22 protein-coding genes and 1 pseudogene are annotated in these 23,686 nt (G+C 72.7%); 13 read left to right on the forward strand and 10 right to left on the reverse strand.

The window, feature by feature from the left end:
• The first annotated feature begins 3 nt into the window (after positions 1 to 3).
• A complete protein-coding gene (locus ACFYXS_RS04315; protein ID WP_389243706.1) occupies positions 4 to 528 on the forward strand; it encodes a winged helix-turn-helix transcriptional regulator in 525 nt (174 codons plus the stop codon).
• Positions 529 to 574: 46 nt separating this feature from the next.
• Here the strand turns inward: ACFYXS_RS04315 and ACFYXS_RS04320 are convergent, their stop codons facing one another.
• Entirely contained in the window at positions 575 to 1,495 is a 921-nt protein-coding gene (locus ACFYXS_RS04320) for a LysR family transcriptional regulator (RefSeq protein ID WP_389243708.1), read from the reverse strand.
• Between the two features lie 309 nt (positions 1,496 to 1,804).
• On the opposite strand from ACFYXS_RS04320, the gene ACFYXS_RS04325 reads away from it, so the two are divergent.
• The 4 genes from ACFYXS_RS04325 (at position 1,805) to ACFYXS_RS04340 (ending at position 4,649) form a co-directional block, all read left to right on the forward strand.
• Positions 1,805 to 2,593: an SDR family NAD(P)-dependent oxidoreductase gene (locus tag ACFYXS_RS04325; RefSeq protein ID WP_389243710.1), complete on the forward strand. Its 789-nt coding sequence runs from the start codon at positions 1,805 to 1,807 to the stop codon at positions 2,591 to 2,593.
• Between the two features lie 53 nt (positions 2,594 to 2,646).
• Complete coding sequence (locus ACFYXS_RS04330) at positions 2,647 to 2,994, forward strand: carboxymuconolactone decarboxylase family protein (protein ID WP_389243712.1); 348 nt, start codon at positions 2,647 to 2,649, stop codon at positions 2,992 to 2,994.
• An 81-nt stretch (positions 2,995 to 3,075) separates the two neighbouring features.
• Complete coding sequence (locus ACFYXS_RS04335; protein WP_389243714.1) at positions 3,076 to 3,627, forward strand: OsmC family protein; 552 nt, start codon at positions 3,076 to 3,078, stop codon at positions 3,625 to 3,627.
• Positions 3,628 to 3,692: 65 nt separating this feature from the next.
• Entirely contained in the window at positions 3,693 to 4,649 is a 957-nt protein-coding gene (locus tag ACFYXS_RS04340) for a LysR family transcriptional regulator (protein WP_389243716.1), read from the forward strand.
• Positions 4,650 to 4,654: 5 nt separating this feature from the next.
• On the opposite strand, the pseudogene ACFYXS_RS04345 reads toward ACFYXS_RS04340, so the two are convergent.
• A pseudogene (locus ACFYXS_RS04345) lies at positions 4,655 to 5,551 on the reverse strand (endonuclease/exonuclease/phosphatase family protein); the annotation flags it as partial.
• 433 nt (positions 5,552 to 5,984) lie between these two features.
• Between ACFYXS_RS04345 and ACFYXS_RS04350 the strand changes: the two are divergent.
• Entirely contained in the window at positions 5,985 to 9,056 is a 3,072-nt protein-coding gene (locus tag ACFYXS_RS04350; RefSeq protein WP_389243718.1) for a helix-turn-helix transcriptional regulator, read from the forward strand.
• Between the two features lie 36 nt (positions 9,057 to 9,092).
• On the opposite strand, the gene ACFYXS_RS04355 is transcribed toward ACFYXS_RS04350, so the two are convergent.
• The gene (locus ACFYXS_RS04355) at positions 9,093 to 10,721 is read right to left on the reverse strand and encodes a hypothetical protein (RefSeq protein WP_389243720.1); all 1,629 of its coding nucleotides are present in this window, start codon (positions 10,719 to 10,721) and stop codon (positions 9,093 to 9,095) included.
• 133 nt (positions 10,722 to 10,854) lie between these two features.
• Between ACFYXS_RS04355 and ACFYXS_RS04360 the strand changes: the two genes are divergently transcribed.
• Together ACFYXS_RS04360 and ACFYXS_RS04365 are read left to right on the forward strand one after the other, a co-directional pair.
• Positions 10,855 to 11,649 (forward strand): inositol monophosphatase family protein, encoded by a 795-nt coding sequence (locus tag ACFYXS_RS04360; RefSeq protein ID WP_389243722.1) that lies wholly within the window; start codon positions 10,855 to 10,857, stop codon positions 11,647 to 11,649.
• Positions 11,535 to 12,047 carry an aldehyde dehydrogenase family protein gene (locus tag ACFYXS_RS04365; RefSeq protein ID WP_389244682.1) on the forward strand — a complete coding sequence of 171 codons (513 nt, stop codon included), beginning with the start codon at positions 11,535 to 11,537 and terminating at the stop codon, positions 12,045 to 12,047. Before ACFYXS_RS04360 ends, ACFYXS_RS04365 begins: the two co-directional genes overlap by 115 nt.
• Here the strand turns inward: ACFYXS_RS04365 and ACFYXS_RS04370 are convergent.
• Positions 12,031 to 12,879 carry a hypothetical protein gene (locus ACFYXS_RS04370; RefSeq protein WP_389243724.1) on the reverse strand — a complete coding sequence of 283 codons (849 nt, stop codon included), beginning with the start codon at positions 12,877 to 12,879 and terminating at the stop codon, positions 12,031 to 12,033. The two genes, ACFYXS_RS04365 and ACFYXS_RS04370, sit on opposite strands and share 17 nt — an antisense overlap.
• 154 nt (positions 12,880 to 13,033) lie before the next feature.
• On the opposite strand from ACFYXS_RS04370, the gene ACFYXS_RS04375 reads away from it, so the two are divergent.
• Entirely contained in the window at positions 13,034 to 13,750 is a 717-nt protein-coding gene (locus ACFYXS_RS04375) for a tetratricopeptide repeat protein (protein ID WP_389243726.1), read from the forward strand.
• Between the two features lie 52 nt (positions 13,751 to 13,802).
• Here the strand turns inward: ACFYXS_RS04375 and ACFYXS_RS04380 are convergent, their stop codons facing one another.
• Both ACFYXS_RS04380 and ACFYXS_RS04385 read right to left on the reverse strand, forming a co-directional pair.
• A complete protein-coding gene (locus tag ACFYXS_RS04380) occupies positions 13,803 to 15,839 on the reverse strand; it encodes an alpha/beta fold hydrolase (protein WP_389243728.1) in 2,037 nt (678 codons plus the stop codon).
• A gap of 137 nt (positions 15,840 to 15,976) precedes the next feature.
• Complete coding sequence (locus ACFYXS_RS04385) at positions 15,977 to 16,543, reverse strand: TetR/AcrR family transcriptional regulator (RefSeq protein ID WP_389243730.1); 567 nt, start codon at positions 16,541 to 16,543, stop codon at positions 15,977 to 15,979.
• 86 nt (positions 16,544 to 16,629) lie between these two features.
• On the opposite strand from ACFYXS_RS04385, the gene ACFYXS_RS04390 reads away from it, so the two are divergent.
• Positions 16,630 to 17,553, forward strand: a complete 924-nt coding sequence (locus tag ACFYXS_RS04390; protein WP_389243732.1) for an SDR family oxidoreductase — start codon at positions 16,630 to 16,632, stop codon at positions 17,551 to 17,553.
• 79 nt (positions 17,554 to 17,632) lie between these two features.
• Here ACFYXS_RS04390 and ACFYXS_RS04395 read toward each other — a convergent pair whose 3' ends face one another.
• From ACFYXS_RS04395 to ACFYXS_RS04405, 3 genes are all read right to left on the reverse strand, one after another.
• Entirely contained in the window at positions 17,633 to 18,436 is an 804-nt protein-coding gene (locus ACFYXS_RS04395; protein ID WP_389243734.1) for a hypothetical protein, read from the reverse strand.
• A 436-nt stretch (positions 18,437 to 18,872) separates the two neighbouring features.
• Positions 18,873 to 19,409 carry a phosphotransferase gene (locus tag ACFYXS_RS04400; RefSeq protein WP_389243736.1) on the reverse strand — a complete coding sequence of 179 codons (537 nt, stop codon included), beginning with the start codon at positions 19,407 to 19,409 and terminating at the stop codon, positions 18,873 to 18,875.
• Positions 19,366 to 19,863: a phosphotransferase gene (locus ACFYXS_RS04405; RefSeq protein WP_389243738.1), complete on the reverse strand. Its 498-nt coding sequence runs from the start codon at positions 19,861 to 19,863 to the stop codon at positions 19,366 to 19,368. Before ACFYXS_RS04405 ends, ACFYXS_RS04400 begins: the two co-directional genes overlap by 44 nt.
• Between ACFYXS_RS04405 and ACFYXS_RS04410 the strand changes: the two genes are divergently transcribed.
• On the forward strand, positions 19,862 to 20,452 hold the full coding sequence (locus ACFYXS_RS04410) for a flavodoxin family protein (protein WP_389243740.1): 591 nt from the start codon (positions 19,862 to 19,864) through the stop codon (positions 20,450 to 20,452). The two genes, ACFYXS_RS04405 and ACFYXS_RS04410, sit on opposite strands and share 2 nt — an antisense overlap.
• A gap of 431 nt (positions 20,453 to 20,883) precedes the next feature.
• Here the strand turns inward: ACFYXS_RS04410 and ACFYXS_RS04415 are convergent, their stop codons facing one another.
• Positions 20,884 to 21,513, reverse strand: coding sequence for a TetR/AcrR family transcriptional regulator (locus ACFYXS_RS04415; protein ID WP_389243742.1), 630 nt, complete (start codon positions 21,511 to 21,513; stop codon positions 20,884 to 20,886).
• Positions 21,514 to 21,642: 129 nt separating this feature from the next.
• Between ACFYXS_RS04415 and ACFYXS_RS04420 the strand changes: the two genes are divergently transcribed.
• Both ACFYXS_RS04420 and ACFYXS_RS04425 read left to right on the forward strand, forming a co-directional pair.
• Positions 21,643 to 22,632: a zinc-binding alcohol dehydrogenase family protein gene (locus ACFYXS_RS04420; protein WP_389243744.1), complete on the forward strand. Its 990-nt coding sequence runs from the start codon at positions 21,643 to 21,645 to the stop codon at positions 22,630 to 22,632.
• A gap of 37 nt (positions 22,633 to 22,669) precedes the next feature.
• The gene (locus ACFYXS_RS04425) at positions 22,670 to 23,521 is read left to right on the forward strand and encodes an MBL fold metallo-hydrolase (protein WP_389243746.1); all 852 of its coding nucleotides are present in this window, start codon (positions 22,670 to 22,672) and stop codon (positions 23,519 to 23,521) included.
• The last annotated feature ends 165 nt before the right edge of the window (positions 23,522 to 23,686 follow it).

Raw genomic sequence — 23,686 nt, forward strand, 5'->3', positions numbered from 1 at the left:
CCGATGAAGCGTCGAGAGCTGGGGGATTCGGCCTGTCCCATCGACCGGTCGCTGTTCGAGGTCGGTGACACCTGGACGCTGCAGATCCTGCGGGACGCGATGCACGGCGTCACGCGGTTCACGGACTTCAGCAAGAACATCGGGCTGGCCACCAACGTGCTGACCGCCCGGCTGCAGAAGCTGGTGGCGGTGGGGATCTTCGAGATCCGAGAGTCGGGGCTCGGCAACTCCCACGAGTACGTGCTGACCGAGAAGGGCCGGGACTTCCACACCGTGCTCGCGGCGTTGCGGCAGTGGGGCCAGAAGCACCTGTTCGACGACGACGAGCCGATGAACCGCGTCATCGACGCCCGTACCGGACAGCAGCCGGAGCCGTTGACGCTCACCGCTGCGGACGGCAGGGAACTGACCGCCGACGACATGCTCCTGGTCCGCTCGCGTGCCGCCGACCCCATCGAGTCCGCCGTACCCATCGACACGCCCCGCCGCCGCGAGGCACGCGCCAGCCGCCCCCGCCGGCCCGCCTGACGGCAGCGCGTCGCCCGCTCCAGCCGGGCGCCGGCCATTACCTGCGTTAATCACTCCCGCCCCGGGGCGCCGCGCCCCGGGCGATCGGTGTGCCCTCCGCGGCCCGCGCGAGCACCGTGACGAACTCCTCCAGGTCGGCTCCCAGCGGGGTGTCGCAGTCCCAGACCGCCTCGTAGGCGATCTCGACAGGCTCCCCGGCCCGGAGCAGCGGGCGACAACTGGCGTGCTCGTGCGTGATCTTGGATCGGGGCAGGAGCGCCGCGCCCAGGCCCAGCGACGCCCACTCGTCCACCGCCCGGAAGCTGGCCGCCTGACCTGGGTAGGTGTGCAGCGCCATGTCGTTGCTGCGGAAGAGCTCGGTGGTGAACGTGGTCAGCCCGCAGGTGGGGGGCCCGAGGATGTAGGCGGCGCCGGCCGCGGCCGTGAGCTCGACCGGGGTGTCGGTCACGGAGGCGCCGGGATCGATGACGACCACGGGCTCGCGGGCGATGACCTGGTGCCGGAAGGCGGGCATGCCGGGGACGGCGGGGACCAGCACGATGTCCAGGCGGCCTGCCTCGAGGTCGCCGCGCAGCGGTTCGAGGTCCGCCTCCCGCAGCACCAGGTCGCGTGGACGTGTCAGGCCCCGGGCGGCCTCGAAGGCCCGGGCGACGAGGTCGGCCCCGATCAGGGGCGACACCCCCACGCGGACGGTGTCGTCGGCCGGGTGGGCCAGCCGCTGGGCCTCGGCGGCGAGCGTGTCGAGGCCGCCGAGCACGTGGTCGATCAGCGGCAGGATCCGCGCGCCGTGCGCGGTGGGCCTGACCCCGCGCGGCGAGCGTTCGAAGAGTTTGACGCCGAGTTCCTCCTCCAGCCGTGCCACCCCGTTCGACAGGGCCGGTTGCGTCACGCCGTAGGCCCGCGCGGCAGCGCTGAAGGACTTCGTACGGGACACGGCCTGGGCGTAGCGCAACGCCTCGATGTTCACGATTCTCTCCTCGGGGCCATAGCCCCCGGTTATATCCGCATTCCTCAAGATCCTCTACCGGAGCCGCGTGGGGCGCTCTACGGTCGGAGGAGTTCACCGGACACGGTGCAGTCCCTCTTCACAATGGACAAATAACAACTAACTGGACCTTTCGCTTCGTGCGCCGCATCGTGGGAGATGCGAACGAGTCCTCCGGCTCGACGGAGTGATCGCGCCGTCCTGAGGGACGTGAGCACGTGCCGACGTGTGGACACCCCCGTTTCAGCAGCCGCGCCCGCGGCCGTACGCACACCTCTAGGAGCACCTGTCATGACCAGCAACTCCCTTGACTTCACCGGACAGAAGGTCGTCGTCATCGGCGGCACCAGCGGTATGGGGCTGGCCTCCGCGTGCCAGGTCCTGGAGGGCGGCGGCAGTGCCGTCGTCACCGGCCGGTCCGAGAAGAGCGCCGCGGCGGCGGTGGCCGAACTGTCCGCGTTCGGGGACGTCGTCGGCCTGGCCGCCGACCTGTCCGACCCGGCCGCCGTGGACCGTCTGCGCGCCCGGCTCACCGAAGAGCACCCGGACGCCACCCTCCTGGTCAACGCGGCCGGCATCTTCGAGCCTAAGACCTTCCTGGAGCACACCCCGGAGGACTACGACAGTTACCAGGCCATCACCCGGGCCTTCTTCTTCATCACCCAGACCGTCGCCGGCAACATGATCGCCCGCGGCAGCAAGGGTGCCGTCGTCAACATCGGCGGCATGCTGGCCCACCAGGCGATGGCCGCCACCCCGTCCTCCGCGTACTCCGTGGCCAAGGCCGGCCTGCACTCCCTCACCCAGCACCTGGCCATGGAACTCGCCCCGTACGGCATCCGCGTCAACACCGTGGCCCCGGCTGTGGTGCGCACCCCGATCTACGAGGCCTTCGTCCCCAAGGACGAGATCCCCGCCATGCTCGACGCGCTCAACAGCTTCCACCCCCTCGGCCGCGTCGGGACCCCCGAGGACGTGGCTCCCACCGTGGCCTTCCTCCTGTCCGACCGGGCCGACTGGGTCACCGGCGCCACCTGGGACGTCGACGGCGGCGTCAGGGCCGGCCGCAACAAGTACTGACCGGCCGTCAGTCCACTTTCCCGCGAGCCCAGTCGACAGCACAGGAGCGCATCGTGTCCTACCACGAGCACACCGACCACCAGTACGCCAAGCACATACGCGCCGGAGCCCCGGAGGCCTTCAAGGCGTTCATGGCGTGGGACGCCCAGGTCCTGCGCGGCAGCGACAACGTCATCCCGGCCAAGTACACCGAACTCATGGCCGTGGCCGTGGCGCTGACCACCCAGTGCGCGTACTGCATCGAGGCGCACACCAAGGCCGCCCACTCCGCGGGCGCCACCCAGCAGGAACTGGCCGAGACCGTCATGACGGCCGCGGCGCTGCGCGCCGGCGGCAGCTACGCACACGGCTTCATGGCCATGAAGTTCTTCGACCAGGCCGGGAAGAGCGAGACCCACTGACCCGGTGCGCGGGCCGCCGCGATCGACGGCGGCCCGTCGCCCCACCACCACGACACCCCCACTCGACAGAGGACCGCGCTGATGACCGTCATCAATGAAATCGACGTCGACGCCCTGCAGAACAGCGTCGACACCATCCGGGCCCGTCCCGCACTCGGCCGGGCCACCTTCGCCGTCGACGGTTCGTCGCGGGGCGGCTACCGGGTCACGACGCGGACGGGGGCACTGACCCAGGGCGGCGAGCGCGACGGCACGCGCGTCGCGAAGTTCGAGATGCACAGCGACGAACCCGTCGCGGCGCTGGGCACCGACACCGCACCCTCGCCCGCGGAGTACGTGCTGCACGCCCTCGCCGGCTGCTACACCGTCACGATCACCACCCACGCGGCTCTGCGCGGCGTCGACCTCAAGGGCATCCGTCTGGAACTCGAAGGCGACATCGACATGCGGGGGTTCCTCGGTATCGACGCGCAGGTCCGTCCGGGCCTGCAGCAGATCCGGGTCCGTGTCGAGCTGGACGCCCCGGACGCCTCCCGCGAGGAGCTGGAGGAGCTCATCTCCCTCGTCGAACGCCGGTCGGCCATCCGGGACACCCTGGTCCACCCGGTCGACGTCGTCACGACGCTCGCCTGACCGCGGCCCCGGTGCGGGGCAAGGCTATGCTTGATGGTCAAGGTACGAAAAATAAGGACATCGTCATGCTCGACGTCAGACGACTCCGGATCCTGCAGTACCTGGCCACCTACGGAACCGTCGCGGCCGCGGCGCGGGCCCTGCATCTGACCGCTCCGGCCATCTCCCAGCAACTGAGCGCGCTGGAAAGGGAAGTGGGGCTCCCGGTGGTGGAGAAGCAGGGGCGCACCCTGCGGCTGACCGCGGTCGGTGAACTGCTGGTGTCCCATGCCGAGATCGTGCTGAGCGACCTGGCCGCCGCCGAGTCCGATCTCGAGGCCATCCGCGGCGGCGGAGGTCGCGGCGTCGTCCGCATCGCCGCCTTCGCCTCCGCGGCCCGCCGGTTGATCGCTCCGCTCTGGAAGCGGGTGCTCGGCGCGGGGGATCAGTCCGGCGGCGCGTTGACCCTGGAGCTCGTCGAGCAGGAGCCCGACGTGGCCCTGGAGACATTGCGCCGCCGGGACGTCGATCTGGCCGTCGTCCACGGCTACACGGTCCTGCCGAGGGACGTGCCCGCCGGCTGCGAGCAGACCAGGCTCCTGGAGGAGCCCGTCCTGCTCGCGCTCCACCCCGACCGCGCCGTCCGGATGGGGATAGCGCCCGGTGGGACCGTGGACCTGGCGCGGCTCTCGGACACCCCCTGGCTCACGCCGGGCCGGGAGACGTCCTGTTACGAGATGATCCAGCGGGCCTGCGGCGCGGCGGGGTTCGTCCCGTCCATCCGGTCCCGCAGCAGCGACTTCTCCGTGCTGGCGGCGCTGGTCGCGGCGGGGGCGGGAGCCGCGCTGCTGCCCCGCATGACCCTCCCGGACGTGATGCCGGGCCCGATCAGTCTGCACCCCCTGCTCCACCCCGTGTCCCGCACCGTCTGCACCGCCAGCCGCAGCGGCACCTCCGGGCGCCCCGACATCCGCCACGTCGCGGAGCTCCTGCGGCAGACGGCGGCCGGGACCGCGCCGGTGCTGCAGGAGGCCACCGGCTGAGCGAGGGCGACGCGGGCGACGACCGGGAGGTGGTCGCTGCCGGTCGCGGGCAGGGCGCGGATCCGGCCGACGGTTCCGGCGCGGGCCATGACCTGGTCGATCCGGGCCAGCGGGAGTGCGGCGGGATAGCTGAGGGCGAAGCCCCGTTCGGCGACGTTCATCCGGGTCGTCAGCGGGGCGAGCCCGCGGTCGTCGACGGTGCCGTTGAGGTCGCCGAGCAGGACCACCGCCCCGAGTTCCTCGGCGGCGAGTGCCCTGCCCAGCAGGCCCGCACTCTCGTCGCGCCGGGCGGACCCGAGGCCGCCCGGGCCGACACGCACCGAGGGCAGGTGCGCGACGTACACCGCGACACGGCCGCCCGGCGCGTCCACCACCGTCCGCAGGCCGCGGTTCCAGTCCCCGGTGATCCCCCGCGGTTTGATGTCCAGCGCCCGGGTGCCGGTCAGCGGGCGCCTCGACCAGAGCCCGACGGTGCCGCGGACCGCGTGGTGCGGGTAGTCGGCGGCGAGGGCCCGCTCGTACACCGGAAGCGCCGGGTGCGTCAGCTCCTCCAGCGCGATGAGATCGGGCCCGGCGGCGGCCAGGGCCCTGGCGGTGCCCGCCGGGTCGGCGTTCTCGTCGCTGACGTTGTGCTGCACCACGACCAGGTCGTTCGTGCCGGGCTCCGCCGCGGGCAGGAGCAGTCCGCCGAACAGGTACGTCCAGGCGGCCGCCGGCAGGAGGAGGGCCGCCAGAGCGACGGCCGAGCGGCGCAGCAGCGCCAGGCCGAGCAGCACCACGACCACCAGGCCGAGCCACGGCAGGAACGACTCCAGTAAACTGCCCAGCCTCCCCACGGAGTTGGGCACCGCCCGGTGGAGGACCAGCAGGCCGGCCGTCACCACCGCGAGTGCGGCGGCCACCCTCCCCCGCCCCCGTGCCGCCCGGGGCGACGGGGCCGGCCGGGTGCAGGCGTCCCCGTTCGCGTCCCCTGCCGCGCTGACCGTCGACGTCGTGCCGTCGCCCGCCCGTGCCTGTTCCACTGTGATCGTCCGTCCTCGTGATCTCACCCCTCAGGACGAGCCGCCGCCCGCATCAGTTGCCGCGACCGTCTTTCAGCGGGCCAGGAACCGGCGGGCGGACCGCGGTGCGACGCATGTCCGCTGGTCAGGGCCGTGCGGCCGACGGCATGACGGCGCGGGCGGCCGGAGCGGGGCAGCCGGGGCCCGGCCGGGCCATTGGTATCGTGAGGGGGACAGGACGGGAACACCCTTACGACCCCGCGGCACGCACGCACAGGCCCCGCGCAGTTCCCGGGCGCGGAGACGGCACGATCACCACCCTTGCTTGGACCGGATGAACCCCTCTACGGCACGCACCCCCGTCAGCCCCGTCTTCGTCGGCCGGGAGGTCGAACTGGCCGAACTGGTGCGAGCCGCCCGAGCGGCGGAGGGCGGCGACTCCCAGGCCGTGCTGGTGCGCGGCGAGGCAGGGGTGGGCAAGACACGGCTCGTCGAGGAACTGCTGCGGGCACGTGAGCCCGGGGCGGCCGTCGTGGCGGTCGGAGGGTGCATCGAGGTCGGGGGCGATGGCTTCCCGCTGGCGCCGTTCTCCGAGGTCCTGCGGACCCTGTGGCAGCGCTTCCGCGACGAGGTGCGCGCGGCGAGCACCGGCCAGGAGGCGCTGCTCGCGAGGGTCCTGCCGGACGCCGAGCTCCCGGTGCCGGCCGCGCACCGGGAGGGCGACGTGACGCGGCTGTTCGCCCTGATCACCCGCATCCTGGAGCGGCTGGCGTCGCGGCGGCCGGTGGTGCTGGTCATCGAGGACCTGCACTGGGCCGACGCGTCCACCCGCGATCTGCTCGGCTTCCTGTTCCGCACCCGGCGCACCGGCAGGCTCCTGATCGTGGGGACCTACCGGTCCGACGACGTCCGCCGCGGTCACCCGCTGCGCCCGCTGCTGGCGGAGCTCGACCGGCTCCGGTCCGTGCGCCGCGTGGACCTGTCCCGGTTCTCCCGCGGCGAGGTCACCGGGCAGCTCACGGGCATCCTCGGGGCCCCGCCGGACCCGGACGTGGTGGACGACATCTTCGCCCGTTCCGACGGCAACGCGTTCTTCGTGGAGGAGCTTGCCCGGGCCCACCGCGACCACGTCGGCACGGGCCTGGACGACCTGCGCGACGTCCTGCTGACCCGGCTGGAGGCGCTGCCGGAGGCGAGCCAGCGGGTCGTGCGTACGGCCTCCCAGGGCGGGGCCGTGATCGGGTACCCCCTGCTGAAGGCCGTGGCGGGCCTGCCCGAGGACGCGTTGATCGACGCGCTGCGCGCCGCGGTGCTCGCGCAGATCCTCGTTCCCGAACCGAACTGCACGGACTACCGGTTCCGGCACTCGCTGGTGCGGGAGGCGGTCGGCACGACCCTGCTGCCGGGCGAGCAGGCCCTGATCAACCGCCGGTACGGCGAGGCGCTGGAGGCGGACCCGACCCTCGTACGGGCCGAGGAGCTGACCGGCCGCCTGGCCCAGCACTGGCACGCGGCCGAGGACGACGTGAAGGCGCTGCACATGAGCGTCGCGGCGGCCGAGGAGGCGCGCAACCGGTGCGCCTACGCCGACCAGTTGTTCCTGCTGGAGCGCGCCCTGCACCTGTGGGACCGCGTGGCCCAGGAGGACCGCGCGGACCTGCCCGCGCTGCGGTTCCCGGCGACGTACCCGAACGACCGGCCCGGAGAGGCGGGCCCCTGCCACCAGCACCTGCTCGCCACGGCGACCGTCGCGGCCATGCACAGCGGTGACTTCGAGCGAGCGCTGCACCTGGTCGACACCGCGCTGGAGCACCTCTCGACGGTGGAGGCGGAACACCCCCTGTACGTCGCGTGGTTCTGGACCCAGCGTTCGCGCCTGGTCGAGGGGTTGAGCCGCGGGGACGGCTGGCACGAGGTGCAGACCGCCCGGAAGGCGGTCGCGGCCCTGCCGCCGTCGGTCGTCGGGGCGGAGGTGCTGGTGCGCGTCGCCAACTGGGGCGCGATGCACCGTCCAGGACCCGACAGCCGGGCCGACGCCGAGGAGGCCGTGGAGTACGCGACCCGGGCGGGCGCCGAGGAACTGGCCCTGCACGCCCGTCTGACGCGCTGTCTGCTGGACGCCGACACCGACACCGACGGCAGCGTCGTCGAGGAGCTGTACGCGGTCCGGGAGCGGGCCGAGGAACTCGGCGAACTCACCATCGCCGGCCGGGTGAACCAGAATCTGCCGTCGGTCCTGGAGGGAATGGGCCGCTCGGAGGAGGCCCTGGCGGCGGCCGACCACGGCATCGCGCTGTGCCGCTCGCTCGGTCTGACCGACCGCGAGGCATGGGTGCACTCCAACCGGTCGTTCAGCCTCTTCTCGCTCGGCCGCTGGGCCGAGGCCGCCACGGCGCTCGACGAGGCGGCCGCCCTCGCCCGCGCCCGCCTGCCGCGCTGGACGTTCGAGGCACGCCGCGCGGTCCTCCTGCTGATGCGCGGCGAGGTGGACGCCGCCGCGGCGCAACTGGACCTCGCGGAGGAACTGCGCGGTACCGAGAAACTGCAGGCGCAGTTCCTCGTCGCGCTCAGCCACGGCACGCTGGAGATCGCGGCACGGCAGGGCCGGCTCGCCGACGCCCGCGCCGAGTTCCTGCGCGCCGACGACGCGGGACTGACCGTCGGGCCGGTCCGCTGGGCGCTTCCCATGCTCTGCACCGCCGCGGGCGTCGAGGGCGCGGCGCGCCGCTCCGCGCCCGGCGGCGCGTCACCCGAGGTCCTCGCCCGTCTGCACCGCGCGGCCGCGCGCCAGGAGGCCGTCCTGCCGGTCTCGGCCGCCCACGCGCTGCTGCTGCGGGCCGAGTTGCTGCACGCGGAGGGGGACGACGATCCGGGTCCGTGGTCCGCCGCCGTCGCCGCTTTCGCCGGGACCGAACGCGCCTACGAGTCGGCCTGGGCTCTTGTCGGCGAGGGGCGCGCACTGCTCGCCGGCGGGCGGCGCGACGCCGAGGCCCACGACCGGCTGAGCCGCGCGCACGCCATGGCCACCCGGCTCGGCGCGGGCCTTCTCCTCACCGACATCGGGCAGTTGACGGGCACGACCGATGTCGTCGATGTCGCCGATGCGGCCGAATCTGTTGTCCCGGCGTGCGTACCGGAGACCTCGTCCGGCGTGGCGCCCGCGCGCGCCGAGAGCGGCGCCGCGGGCACCGACGGGCTGTCCTCCTTCGGACTCACCCCGCGCGAGTCCGAGGTGCTGGAGCTGGTGGCCCGCGGCTACAGCAACCGCCGCATCGCGGAAGAGCTGTTCATCTCTCAGAAGACCACCAGCACCCACGTGTCCAGCATCCTCGCCAAGCTCGGCGCCTCGGGCCGCACCGAAGCCGCGGCGATCGCCTACCGGCACGGGCTCTCCGCACCCCTGTGACACGGGGCGGAACACTCCGGCGGGGGTGACTGGGCGTCAGAAGCCCAGGGCCTTCGTCGTGTAGGCGCACTCGGTGTAGATGTAGCCGGACGTGAGCTTGGCGGTGTCGGACGCCGGGGTCGTGCCGAGGCCCGCGCTGGACTTGTGCAGGAAGTACGTGGTGCCCACCGGCAGCCTGATGGTCCGCTGGGGGTAGTGCCTGGAGCTGTTCTGGCAGGGCTTGAACCCCAGCAGACTGGGCTCCAGCAGGGAGTACGTGGTGCAGCTGCCGCAGGCGCCGAGCGTGAGGCTCCCGGTGACCGGGCCGGTGTAGTAGACGGTGACCGGGTGCGGGCTGTCGTTCTTGATCGTGACGGAGATGCTTCCGCCGGAGGCCAGGGTGGGCAGGTGCTTGCCCGCCGCGGGCACCTCGCTCGCGACCTCCGCCGCGATGGCGAACTTGCGGGCCAGCGCGCGGCGTCCGTCGCTCTTGTTGCCGGCGACGAACGTGTTCATCGTCTGCGCCGCCGCGTCGAAGTCGCCGTCCTTGTACTGGTCGACGCCGCAGGCGTAGACGCCGGAATCGGCGCTCCTCGTGGCCCGGCCGGCCTGCTTGGCGACGGCCTCGTCCAGGCCCGCCGTGCCTCCCCGCAGTCCCTGCGCCTGGGTGCCGAGGGAGCGCAACCGGTCCACGGCCGCGCAGGGTTCCGAGCCGCCAACGGCCTTGGCGGCCTTGTCGACGGCCGAGCCGATCGCCGGCGCGACCTTGGCCGCCTGCGCCGAGTCGGGGAAGCCGTTGAGCAGATCGCCGAAGATCCCTGTCCAGCCGGTGGCGTTCGTGGCCATGCCCTGCGCCCCGCACTCGTAGAGCGAGGTGGCCAGGCGGTCGTCGGGCCACTCGGCCAGCGTGCCGAGGTCCTTCTTGCCGATGGTCGCCGGGACCGTCCGCAGGTAGGTCAGGCCCGGGATCGCGCCGCAGTAGTCCTTCTGCTCATAGGGGGCGCCGACCGTCGTGTAGTACGTCTTCAGCCGGTCGGGCACCTTGGCGGCGGCCCGGGAGCCGGGGTGGTCGGCCCTGAGGTCGCGGTAGGCGCGCAGGGCCTTGCGGTAGCCGGCCTCCGCCGTGCCGAACTCCCGGCCCTCCCCGGCCCGGACGAGCCGGTCGGCCTGGTCGAGCCGGTCCAGCAGCATCTGCTCGGTGGCCTCGTCGCGCGCGCTGTCGTACAGCACGACGCCCCCGGCGGGCACGGCCAGCAGCACCAGGCCCAGCGCGATCGCCGGCGGCGACCCGGTGGGCCAGGCCAGCCGGGTCCGCAGGCCCGCGAAGGCGCCGTGGACCGCCGCGAGCACGAGGAGGACCAGGTAGCCGACGACCACTGCGGAGGGCACGCCGTCCGGGTCGGCGGGCAGCGCCACCAGCAGCAGCACGCCGGTGACGAGCCAGCACGCGATCATCAGGCCCCAGCGCCGCAGCAGGGCGTAACCGAGTCCGAGGCCTGTGAGGTTGAGCAGCCCGACCGCCGCGGCCCGGAGCCCGTCCGCCGGCGCGGGGGGCGGGGGCGGCGGGGTGGAAGGCATGGGCGGGATCACGAACCCGTACGGATTGCTCGGCGGGTTGTGGTGCGGACCGCTGTAGGGATTGCCGTAGGGGTTGCCGTACGGATTGCCCTGCTGTTCCTCGGACATGGCGGTTCCCCCCGTCGACAATGCCCGAATGCCTTCAACTTGTCAGTGTACGGACGACCGTGTCGCCTCGACAGTGGGTTCGGGGGCGCAATCGGGCCGACGACCGCGCGGCCCGCCCGGTAGCCTGCGGGCCGTGATCGACTCAGCTACGACTCCTGACGATGCCGAGGTCGCGGCCGCCGCGGCGCGTGCCGGCGCTGACGTGGTGCGCGCCATGTACGGCCGCCGGCTCGCCCGGATCGACAAGGGCGCTGGGGACTTCGCCACCGCCGCCGACGTGGCGGCGGAGCGGGCGATCCTCGGCGTCATCCGTGCCGCCCGGCCCGACGACGCGGTCCTCGGCGAGGAGGGCGGACAGCAGGGTGCCGCGGGCGCCGCGCGTCAGTGGCTGGTGGATCCCCTGTGCGGCACGCTCAACTACGCCGTCGGCAGCATGCTGGTGGCCGTGAACGTGGCGCTGCGCGACGGCGCCGCCGCGGTGGCCGACCCGTTCGGCGGCGAGGTCTTCCTCACCGACGGCGAGACGGCCTGGGTGCGGCACGACGGCGCGCGAGAGCGGTTGGCGCCCACCCCCGCCACCCGGCTGGTCGACGTCAACCTGGATCCGCCGTTTCCGGGCGCACCCGCATTCCGGGCCGTGGATCTGCTGGCCCATCCCGTGTTCGCCGAGCGGTTCCGGCCCCGGGTCGTGTCCACGACGCTGGCGCTGGCCTGGGTCGCGGCCGGCAAGCGCGCCGCGTACGTCACCGATGGCGGCGACCTGACCGGGAGTGTGCACTTCGCCGCGGGCATCGCCGTGTGCCGCGCCGCCGGCTGCGTGGTCACCGGGATCGACGGCGCCCCGGTCGGGCGGACGGGGCGCGGACTCCTGGTGGCCGCCGACGCCGGGACGCACGCGTCGCTGCTGGCGATGATCGACGGCCGGTAGGGACCGCCCCGCGGCCCGGCGAGGAGAACGGCTTCTGGCGCCCGGCCCGGATCCTGGCCGACCTCCCCGACGACGACCCGGCGGTGGTCGAGGAGGTCTTCGGACCGCTGCTCACCGTGCAATGGGCCGAGGACCTGGACGCGGCCGTGGCGCTGGCGCACGCCGTACCGCAGGCGCTGGCGGCGAGTGTGTGGACCCGCGACCTGACCGCGGGCCTCGACCTCGCCGGCCGGCTGAACGCGGGCGAGGTCTGGCTCGACTGCCACCTCGTGCAGACCGCCGAGCTCCCGCACGGCGGCCGCGGCGCCTCGGGCCACGGCACCGACCTCAGTACGCTGGCCCTGCACGAGTACCAGCGCCCGAAGACGGTCGCCGCACGGCTCAGCCCTCCATCGTGACCGGTGCGCCGGTGAACGCGTCGAGGAGCAGCCGTCCGCCGAGCGGGCGGTCCAGCCGCACCGTCACAGGGTCGCTGAGCAACTGCAACGTGCACGGACCGCCCTTGGCGCCCCGGACGCCGCCGGCGAGCACCACGCTGTCACTGGTCTCCAGGACGTCGACGGTCGGGCCGTCGTCGCAGGCGCCGTGCCCGGCCCGCACCGTGACGGACCGGCCGTCCTCGGCCACCGACTCGAGTCCGACCAGCGGCGACCCGCTGTCCGTCGCCTGCGACAGCGATGGAACCGGGGCCCGCGGGAGCTTCGACGGGGCGATCGCCATGCGCTTGAGCGGGGTGTCGTAGCCGTCAAGGGTGAACAGCCAGGCGGGGACCTGGGCCGGGCCCCGGCTGGTGTTCAGGGTCATCCGGCCGAGGACGGCCTTCTCCACGATCAGTGGGTCGGCCCCGTCGCCGCCGTCCAGGGTCTCGTACGCCTGACGCGCGGTCATGATCGTGGCCGGCAGGGACCGCCCGTTCGTCCACCGGATCCGTCCGTGCCGGGCGGGGGTTCCGGGCAGTGCGCCGCGCAGGGTGAAGTTGCGGCTCAGGTAGGCGACTTTGTCCGCTCCGCTGTGGAAGGCACCCTCCGGCAGCCGGACGACGTCCTCCAGCGGGTAGAAGCCCTCCCGCCACGCGCGGGCCGCCTCCGAGCCCGTCCACGCCTTCGCCACCTGACGCATACGAGGTGTGATCGTGTGCGCTCCGACGTCGTCGGCCGCCGGTTCCGTGCCGCAGCCGACGGACCCCGCGGTGAGCAGGCAGACCACACCCAGCAGCCTGAACGGTCTCATGACGCCCCCCGGAATGGATGCGGGGATTCCCGCGATGTCCCTGGGACGTATCTCCCCGGGTCCGGGTTCCGCGGGAACATCTCCTCCGCGTGGCTGCCACCCCACGGCTGTACCGGGGTAGCGTGCAGGAGCAGGGGGAGAGGGGGCCGGAGGCATGGTGCTCTGGAACGGGGTCGACTTCACCGCGGACGGACGTGAGCCCACCACGGCCGAGGAGTTCTACCGGATCGGCCGGTACTGCTGGGACAGCGGGCAGTACCGCGCGGCCGCGGGCTTCTTCCTGGAGCCCGCGGCGAACGAGGGCCACGCGCTCGCGGGGGAGTTGCTGGGCCACGTCCGCTTCGCCCAGGGGGACCCGGCCGGGGCCGTCCCCTGGCTGCGTCGCAACCCCGACTCGCCCAGGGCGGCGTACTACCTGGGAGTCCTGTCCTACCAGGGCTGCCCCGAGGCCGGCATCCGGCAGTCCTTCGACACGGCCGCCGAGTGGTACCGGCGCGCCACCGCACTCGGCGAACCCGAGGCGATGCTCGCGCTGGGCGAGATGTACCTGGAACGCCTGGTGCGACTCGACCGGGCCCCCGTGGACCACGCGCTGGAGTGCTTCCTGCCGGCCGCGCGGGCCGGCCACCCGTACGCCCAGTACCGCGTCGCCGACCTCTACCGGACCTCGTACGCCGACCTGCAGCGCGCGGCCCACTTCTACGAAATGTGCCTGGCCAATCCGGCGAGGGAACGGCACACGCTGAACTCCCTGATGACCCTTCAGAGCGCCGCTTTCCTCCGCGAGATCCGCGCGACCCAGGACATGCACCGCTTGGAGCAGCGGCGCAACGCGGTCAACCCCGAGCGGCCGCACGACGCGTCGTACTGACGGGACCGCCTCCGGGGCCCGGTGTCGCCGGGCCCCGGAGGCGTGGCAGGGGTCAGACCAGGTCGGGGCGCTGCCACTCCTCGCCCAGCACATGGTGTGCCAGGAAGCCCAGGACGGTGGCGTACCAGAGGCGGATGTTGTTGGGCTTGGTGATCCAGTGGCCCTCGTCGGGGAAGTACAGGAACTTCGCCGGGACTTCGAAGCGCGCCAGGTCGTTCCAGAGGGCCAGGCCCTCGCCGATCGGCACCCGGTAGTCCTTGTCGCCGTGGATCACCAGCATGGGGGTGGTGATGTTCGCGGCCCTCAGGTGCGGCGACTCGCGCTCGTACCGCTCGGTGTTCTCCAGCGGGTCGCCCTGGCGGCGCATCCAGTAGGCCGGGAAGTCGGTGACCTGCGCGAAGCTGTACATGTTCCACAGACTCGCGTGGGTGACGATCGCCTTGAAGCGGTCGGTGTGGGTGGCGATCCAGTTGGCCATGTAGCCGCCGTACGAGCCGCCCATCATCGCGGTGCGCTCGCTGTCCAGGTCGTCGCGTTGCAGTGCGGCGTCGGTCAGCGCCAGTACGTCCTGGTACGAGGCACCGCCCCAGTGCGCCCAGCCGCGCTCGTGCATCTGCTGCCCGTAGCCGGTGGACAGCGCCGGGTCGGGCAGCAGGACCGCGTAGCCGGCGGCCGCGGCCACCCAGGGGCTCCAGCGCCAGTGCCAGGCGTTCCAGCTGGTCTGCGGGCCGCCGTGCACCCACAGCAGCAGCGGCGCCGGGGTGTCGGGGCGGGCGTCCTGCGGCAGCACCAGCCAGGCGCGCAGCGCCGTGCCGTCCTCGGCGGTGGTGTGCACCTCGGTGAGGCTGCCGGGCAGCGCGGCCAGTCGGCCGGGGCACTGAAGCGTCACCGGCTGCTGCCCGGGCGCCGCGGCGTCGAGGCGCACGGGCGCGGGCGGGCTGTCCACGGCCGAGCGCAGCGCGTACAGGGTGGTCCCGTCGGGGCTCGCCACCACGTCGCTGTAGGCGCCGGACGCGGTGAGCCTGACGAGGTCGCCACTGCCGGTGGAGAGCCGGAAGACGGGTCCGTGCCCGCCCTCGTCGGCGGTGAACCAGACGACCGGCGTGCCGTCCTCGCCGGGCACCGGGGAGACGACCGGGGCACCCGGCCACTGCTCGAAGGCGGGCAGCAGATCGCGGCCGGGGTCCTGGTCGTCGGTCGCGTCGGCGAGCCACAGCGTGACGTCGCCGGGGCTGTCCCAGGTGATCCGGCGCTCGCGGACGCAGACCAGTCGGCGGCTGTCCGGGGTGAAGGCCGCGGCGCCGAACTCGGTGTCGGGGGCCTCCAGGACCCGCAGCTGCTTGCCCGTGGCGGCGTCCACGACCACGACGGTGTCGCGGATCTCGTCGGGGAGGGTGCCCACGGCCGCTGTGTAGGCGATCAGCGAGCCGTCGGGAGAGACCGCGATGTGCCCGGAGTCGCCGATCCGGCGGGCGCCGCAGTCCACCACGACGGACGGCTCGGCGCCGGCGTCAGGGACGCCGAACACGTGGGGGACGGCGGGACCCAGGTCGTGGTCCCAGTACCGCACCGGCACCGACTCGTGCAGGATCGCCGAGACCTTGGCCTTCTGACGGGCCTCGCGCAGCCGCTCGTCCTGCTCGGCGTCCGCCGCGCCGGGGAGCAGACCGGCCGCCAGGGCGATCCGGGCCGCCCCGGTGGCCGTCGCGAAGCCGTCGATCCCGCCGGGCCTGGCGAGCAGCTGCGACGCCTCGCCGCCCTCCGCCGGCAGGCTCCACAGTGCCGCCTCCCGCTTGTCGTCCTCGCCCTCACCGGGGTCGGCGGCCGGGCGGGAGGACAGGAAGAGCAGAGTGCCGTCGGGCAGGAACCCGGGGGCGGACTCGCCGCGGCCGGACCGGGTGAGCCGCCGGGCCGGTCGCTCCCCGGAGGGGTCGACCTCCCACAGCGCGCCGATGAAGCGGGTGCGGTCGCCGGACAGTTCCTGAACCGCCGTCACCAGACGGGTTCCGTCCGGTGACAGGGCCAGCGAGGAGACCCGGGGCAGCGCGATGAACGCCGCCAGGTCGTGGAATGGAGTGGATTCAGGCATGGGGATCATCCTGCGTCCCCCGGCGGACCCGCACCAGTCCTTTGTCGGTCGCGGAACAAAGCACGGCGGCCGGGGCGGGCCCGGCATGTGAGGCCGCCTGCGCCGCCGGTGGTGTCCCGGTGACGACGGCGTCCGCCTCAGCCGCCCGCGGTCACGGCCTTGAGCTCGTCCAGCGAGTCCCGCATCACCTGCGGCATCCCGCGCTCCTCGGCCGCCGCGATCCAGCGCTCGAAGCCGACCTTGAAGACGGCGATCCCCGCCTCGGCGGTGAGGCTCGCGGTCGAGCGCGCGACGCCGCGCCGGTGCAGGGCGTCGGCGAGCGCGGCCGCCATCGACGCGAGCTTGATCAGCTCGCGCTCCTGGAGCTCGGGGTTGGCCACGATGGCGGCCTGCCGCAGCCGTGCGTGCTCCCGGCGGCCGTCGAACATCTCGGAGACCGCGTCGAGGCCCGCCGCCACCGCGTCGATGGGGGCCGCCGACTCCGGAGCGCCCACGACCGCGTCCACGAACAGCTCCTGCAGCATGCCGGACCCGTCGAACAGCACCTCGCGCTTGTCGGCGTAGTGCCGGAAGAAGGTCCGTTCCGTCAGGCCGGCCCGCTTGGCGATCTCAGCCACGGTGGTCTGCTCGTACCCACGCTCGCTGTAGAGCTCCAATGCCGCCTGCGCCAGGCGTCCGCGCGCGTCCGGCTCCCATCTACCCATGCGCAGATCCTACGTGATGACAGCACCTGACATCACATGTTAGCGTCGATGACAGTAACTGACATCAACAGTCTGGGGTTCCTCCCATGCGCATTTTCGTGACCGGCGCGTCCGGCTGGATCGGCTCCGCCGTCGTTCCCGAGCTCATCGACGCGGGGCACCAGGTCGTCGGACTCGCCCGCTCCGACGCCTCCGCCGCCGTCCTCACCGCCGCCGGGGCGGACGTCCTCCGCGGCACCATCGACGACCTCGACGTCCTGCGAGAGGCGGCCGCCGCGTCGGACGGGGTGATCCACCTCGCCTTCAAGCACGACATCGCCTTCAGCGGCGGCTTCCAGGACGCGGGCGAGGCCGATCGCCGCGCCGTCGACACCTTCGGCGACGCGCTGGCCGGCACCGACCGCCCCTTCGTCCTCGCCTCCGGCGTGGCCGGCCTCGCGCCGGGGCACGTGGCGACCGAGCGGGACATGCCCACGATCGACGGCTCGCCGGTGTCGATCCGGGCGACCACGGCCCAGGCCGCGCTGGCACTCGCCTCGCGCGGCGTGCGCTCATCCGTGGTGCGGCTGTCCCCGACCTGCCACGGCGACGGCGACAACGGATTCATGACGACCCTGGTCGCCACCGCCCGGGCCAAGGGCGTCTCCGGATACATCGGCGACGGCGCCAACCGCTGGCCGGCCGTCCACCGCCTCGACGCCGCACGCCTGTTCCGCCTGGCGGTCGAGAAGGCCCCGGCCGGTTCGGTGCTGCACGGCGTCGCTGAGGAGGGCGTCCCGATCCGTGACGTCGCCGAGGTGATCGGCCGTCACCTCGACATCCCGGTGCGCTCCGTGGCCCCGGAGGCCGCGGCCGAGCACTTCGCCTGGCTGGGCGCCTTCCTGGCCTTCGACGTCCCGGCCTCCAACACCCTGACCCGTGAACTGCTCGGCTGGCAGCCGACCCACCCCGGCCTCCTCGAAGACCTCGACAAGGGCCACTACTTCCACTCGCCCGTCACCACCGCCTGACCGGCCGGACCGGCCCGACCGGTGGCCGAGGACCCCGGAGCCGCCCGCTCCGGGGTCCTTTCCCCGCCCCACGTCGCTCTCAGGCGGTCGCCGCGGCCGGCTCCGCGGCCTCTTCGTGCTTCGCCGCCCCGGTGCCGCCGCCGTTCGCGCCCGTGGTGCTCCCGGCCGGGGCGACAGGGGTGTAGAACACCGAGCCCTGCTTCCGCGCCCGTTCGGCGACACCCTTGGCGACCAGCGCCTCCAGCGTGTTCCGCACCACCTGGGTCTTGGCCGCGCGATCGGGGTGCTGTTCGGTCAGGATGTTGACGACCTCGCTGACCATGCGGGGTTCCCGGCTCGTGGACAGGATCTCCTCGAGGATGCTGACCAACGTCGTCCCGGACTCCGGCTTGCGGGCCCGTGCCGCGCTCTTCCCGCGTTCCCGTGCGGCGGTCTGGGCGGGGGCCTTCTTGCGGCCTCCGCGCGGACGGGGGACCGCGGGCTCGGTGACCGTCTCCGTCGCGGTCGCGGTGGTCCCCGCGGCCTTCGTCGCCGTCTTCGGGGGTGCCTTCTTCGCCTTCGGTGCCACGACATCAACGGCGGCCACGGCGGCCACGGGTGCTGCGGGTGCCACGGGTGCCGCGGGCGTCTCCTCCGCCGTGCCGGCCGCCTCCCGCTGCGGGGCCGCCGCGCCGCTCTCGGCGGGCTCGATGCTCTGCAACTGGGTCAGCCACTTGTGCTCACGGCCCAGCTTGGCCAAGTGGTCCTGCAGCTCGGTGATCTGGGCGCGGACGCCTTCCTGCTCGCGGGCGTTGCTGTCCAGGTCGGCCGCGATGCGCGCCGCGCGCGCCGCCGCCCGGTCCTGGATCGTGGTGATGCCCGGCTCGTTGGATTCTTTGGACACGTCAGCCCGCTCTCCTTGTTCCGGTGTTGTTGCCGGATGGTACCCATTCGTTCCTCGAAATGGCGGGTGTTGTCCCACAGCGACCCCGAACGTGTGCGTGTGAGGCCCGTGGTGTGCCCGCGGGTGGCACACTGCATGTGCCCACCGCACTCGCTGGTGTCCCGCCCACGGCAGTGCCCGCTGCGGCGACGTCTGCCCCGGTTCCTCGCTGTGCAGTCCTCACGGTGACACCACTCGGTCGGGTTACCCTCGCGGCACCTGTCGATGATGACAACACCGCCCGGACCGGCGGGTTCGCCCCAGTACGGACCACGCACGTCCGGCGCGAAGGCCACCCGGCTCCTGGTGACCCACCTTCTGGACTGCTCGGGTCCACGCGGAAGTACATCGCGGGGTGTGGGGGAGGCCATGGTGTGCTTCCGCAAGGTCCCACACGTCAGGGCCGGTTCTCCGCACCGGGGCCGTGTGTCTCCTCCCCGCGCCCCGGGACGACGAGTTGAGCGAGTCGCTGACGCGCGTACGCAGGCTCGACGAGCCACCCGTTCGCGGCCTCCCAGGCGTGGACGGCCGCCCGCGCGGGGGCGAGTCGGTGCCGCGGCAGGGCTTCGACGGGGAGATCGGCGAGATCGAGGTCGACGTGGTCGACACGGGCCTCGTCCCAGTCCAGGAATCCCACACCGTCGCCGGTCACACGGATGTTCGCGGCGGCCGGATCGCCGTGCACGACGGCCCGCGGGGTGCCTGCCAACTGCCGCCAGGCCTCGCGGCAGGCCGTGACGACCCCGGCGGGCATCAGGGACAGATCGATGTCACCGCCGTGTTCACGCCGGAGCAGATCCGTGGCCGAACAGAAACCGGGTCGCTGGGGCCAGTCGTGGGTGAGGGTGTGCAGTCGTCGCAGTTCGGCCGCGACGACGGGCCAGTCCCGGTCAGTGGGGGGCTTCGCCCTCGACCCACGTCTGGACCACGACACCGTCGATGTGACGGCGGTCGTCCGCGGCGGGCACCACGCCCGGGACGGTGAACCCGTGGGCGCCCAGGTACTCCAGGAGGTCGAGTTCCCACTCCGGGCCGCCGGGCCGCCGCCTGCTGCGCCGCGCCACCATTCTCCGGCGGCCGCGTCGCACCTCAAGGACCTCGTTGCGGTGACCGCCGGACAGTGGCCCGACGACCCCGGATCCCGTCCCACGCCCGCAGCAGATCGCGCATCCGCGCATTGTCGCGCGGGTCGACTCCGAGCGCCGGGGGGCTGCACAGTGGTGGGTGCTCATTCTCACAAGGCGTTCCTTCGGTGTCACAACGTCGGAGGCTGCGCGGTCCAGGCAGGTACGAGGTCGGCGGATCGAGCCGTCACACCGGACGGTCGTCGGCCTCCCGGCTCCCCGAGGGAGAGCCGGCAAGTCCCCCTGCCTTGAGGAGAACTTCATGACCAGCCCCGTCGTAGCGATCGCATACCACTCCGGCTACGGCCACACCACCGTCCTGGCCGAGGCCGTGCGTGACGGTGTGGTCGGGGCAGGTGGCGTCGTCCACCTGATCAAGGTCGATGAGATCACCGACGAGCAGTGGGCGCTGCTCGACGCCTCCGACGCGATCGTCTTCGGTTCGCCGACCTACATGGGCACGGCCTCCGGTGCCTTCCACCAGTTCGCCGAGGCCACGTCCAAGCGCTGGTTCGTCCACTCGTGGAGGAACAAGCTCGCTGCCGGGTTCAGCAACTCCGGCGCCAAGAGCGGCGACAAGCTCCACACGTTGCAGTACTTCACCGTCCTGGCGGCCCAGCACGGCATGACCTGGGTCAACCTCGGCCTGCACCCGGGCTGGAACAGCTCCACCGCCTCCGAGCACGACCTCAACCGGCTCGGTTTCTACCTCGGCGCGGGCGCCCAGACCGACACCGACCAGGGTCCCGAGGAAGTCCACAAGGCCGACATCGCCACCGCCCAGCACCTCGGCCGCCGTGTCGCCGAGCAGGCCCGCGTCTACGCGGCCGGACGTGCGGCGGTCGGCGTCTGAGCCACCACCACCCCGGGTGGTCGTCGGGCCCGGCCCGTCCGTGACCTCCCAGGAGGGAAACGTCGTTGAGCTCATGGCTGCAGCCGGGAAGACTGCCGCCATGAGCTCTCGGCGCTTCGTCTGCCTCGATCCCGACGGAATCGCCCGCGACGCCTGACCGTACGTGGTGATCGGGGCGAGGACCGGGGTCTACCACCGCTGTACGGCCCCGATGAACTGGGCGCGCTGTGGGAGCTGTTCACGAGGGACCTCCGCGACGCCGGTGCCTGGGGCCACACATGGACGGACGCAGAGCGGGGCACACTGCGCGCGGGCATCGGCGCCATCCGCTCCCGGACGGCCCAGGCGTGCTGCTGTGGTCCGACTCCGACTGAGCCGCGCCGTTCTGGCCCCCGGCGTCACCCGAACAGGCCCAGCCCCGTGCAGTGCCGTCAGCCCGCGGCCTGCGCCGCGGGCAGGGCGTGATCGACCAGTACGCGGGCGGCTTCCAGGGCGTCATGGCGGGGGCGGGGGTTGTCGAGGGAGGTCGACAGCGCGGTGGCGCCCTCGAGGAGCACGGCCAGATGGCGGCCCAACTGCTCCGGGTCCGCGGCACCGGCGCGGGCGGCGATGCCCGTGAGCTGCCGCGTGATGCCCTGCTTGTTGTGCCGGACCAGTTCCCGTATCTCGGGCATGGTGTCCGCCGCCTCGACGGAGGCGTTGTGGAGCGGGCAGCCGCGCGTGCTCACGCCTCCCGAGGGCCCCTGGGGGGCGTCGGCGATCATGGTGAACAGGGCCAGCAACTGGTCCCTGGGAGTGAGTCCCGCCCGGGTCAGGTGCTGCTCGATCCGCTGCGTCAGCCCGCTCTCGTAGCCGCGCAGGTACTCCTGCACCAGCGCAGCCTTGGTGGGAAAGTGCTGGTAGAAGGTGCGCGTGGAGACCTCGGCGGTCTCCACCAGGCGCGCGACGCCGGTGGCGTGGATGCCCTCCTCGTAGAACAGCCGCGCGGCCGCCCGCAGGATGCGCTCGCGCGCCCCCCGGCCGCCGCGGCGCCGGGTACCGGATGTGCTCTCGGTCTCCACGGCGGAAGTATAACAGTCGCTTTACTTCGATGGCCGACCGTATTAGCGTCGAGGAAAGCGATCGCTTTACCTGCCTGAGGCGGGGCGGCGTTCGACCCGCCACGATCGGACATTCGAGAGGCCATCACGATGCGAGCTGTCCAGTACGACCGGTTCGGTGACTACGACGTGTTGCACCTGGCCGACATCCCCAGGCCCGTGCCCCAGGACGGGCAGGTTCTGGTGCGGCTGGCGGTGGCCGGCATCCACCCGCTCGACAACACCGTGCGCTGGGGGAGGACGCCTCCCGGTACGGTCAAGCCCTTCCCGCTCACGGCGGGAGGCATCGGCGTGGGCACGGTCGAGGAGCCCGGCGCGCTCGGTCCCGCGGCGGGGACCCGCGTGATGATCAGCGGCGGCCGCTACGGCATCGCGGCCGACGGCACCTGGGCCGAATACGTGGCGGTCGACCCGGCCCACCTGGTGCCCGTTCCCGACGCGATCGACGACACCAGCGCCGTGGCGCTGTCCGCGGGCGCCGGTTACCTCACCGCCTATCTGGCGCTCACCGAACTCGCCGGGTTCCAGCCGGGCGCCACCGTGCTCGCCCCCGGAAGCGGTGGCGCGGTGGGCCAGGGCGGCGTCGAGATCGCCCGGCAGCTCGGCGCGTCCCTCGCGATCACCACCGCCACCACCACGGCCAGGGCCGAGCTCGGCCGGGCGGCGGGATACGAGGTCATCGACCTCACCGGCGAATCGCTGCGCGACGGTGTCGCGCGACTCACCGGCGGCAAGGGCGTCGACATCGTCCTCGACGGCGTGGCCGGGCCGATCACCGGTCAGGCCCTGGGCGCGCTCGCCAGGGGCGGAACCCTGGTCAGCATCGGTTACTCGGGCGGAATGCAGGCGGAGATCAACGTCACCGACCTCATCTGGAAGGCGGCCCGTGTGCGCGGCTTCCAGTTCGCCATGTTCACCCAGGAGCAGATCAACGCGGGCAACGTGAAGCTGCTGGACATACTCGCCCGCAAGGAGATCAATCCCCTTGTCGACCGGGTCTTCCCCCTGGAGCGGGCTGCCGAGGCCCAGCGCCACCTCATCGAGGGGGGACCCTTCGGGCGGGTGCTCCTCGCCCTGTGATGCCGCGCAGTACCCCCCGAACGCAGGAGGAAAGCTCGTGAACACCCCGAAGCCCCTGGCCTACAGCACCCTCGTCGTGGCAGGCGCGCCGCGCGCCGGAGCGCAGCGCCTGCCGGACGGCGGCCCGATCGTCTCCTCGCCCATCACCACGACGCTGATCCATGGGGAGACGGACGCTGTTCTCGTCGACGTTCCGTTCACCCACGACCAGATCAAGGAGACCGGCGACTGGATCGAGGCGTCCGGGAAACGCCTGCGCCACGTCTACATCACCCACGGCCACGGTGATCACTGGCTCGGCACCGCCGAACTGCTCAAGCGCTTCCCCGGGGTCACGGTGTACGCCACCGAGGGCACCATCGAGCTCATGCGTCAGCAGGCCGGCGAGGGCCGCGAGCAGATGTGGGACGTGTTGTGGCCGGGCCTGATCCCCGAGAGCCCCGTCCTGGCCGAGCCGGTCCCCGCGGGCGGTTTCGCACTGGAGGGCCGGGCGCTGCACGTGGTGGAGGTGGGTCACACCGACACCGACTCGACCACCGTCCTGCACGTGCCGTCCATCGGCTTGGTGGTGGCCGGGGACGTCGCCTACAACGGCGTCCACCAGTACTTCGTCGAAGGCGGGGACGGCGGTCTGCAGGAGTGGCTGAAGGCACTCGACCAGGTGGAGGCCCTGAATCCGACCGCCGTCGTGGCCGGTCACAAGAACAAGGACCTGCCGGACTCGCCGGCCGTCATCGGCCGGACGCGGCAGTACCTGCACGACGTGGCCGAGTTGCTGCGGACGGCTTCCGGCGCGCGCGACTTCTACGACGAGATGCTGCGCCGCCATCCGGACCGGATCAACACCGGCCCGGTCTGGTACGGAGCCGTCGCGCTCCTGGGCGAGTGATCCCGGTCGGCGCCGCCGCTCGCTGTGACGGGGCGGTGCGGGACGGCGCGATGTCGGTCACCCAGGTGAGTGGGGCTGGCCGGTAATACGTATTCGGATTATGCTCCTGTACGAGTGAGGCTGACAGGCTCCTCCGGCCCTGCCGGTCCCGGTGTCCGTCCGAAG

The organism is Streptomyces sp. NPDC002574, from assembly GCF_042889545.1.
Taxonomy (GTDB): Bacteria; Actinomycetota; Actinomycetes; order Streptomycetales; family Streptomycetaceae; genus Actinacidiphila.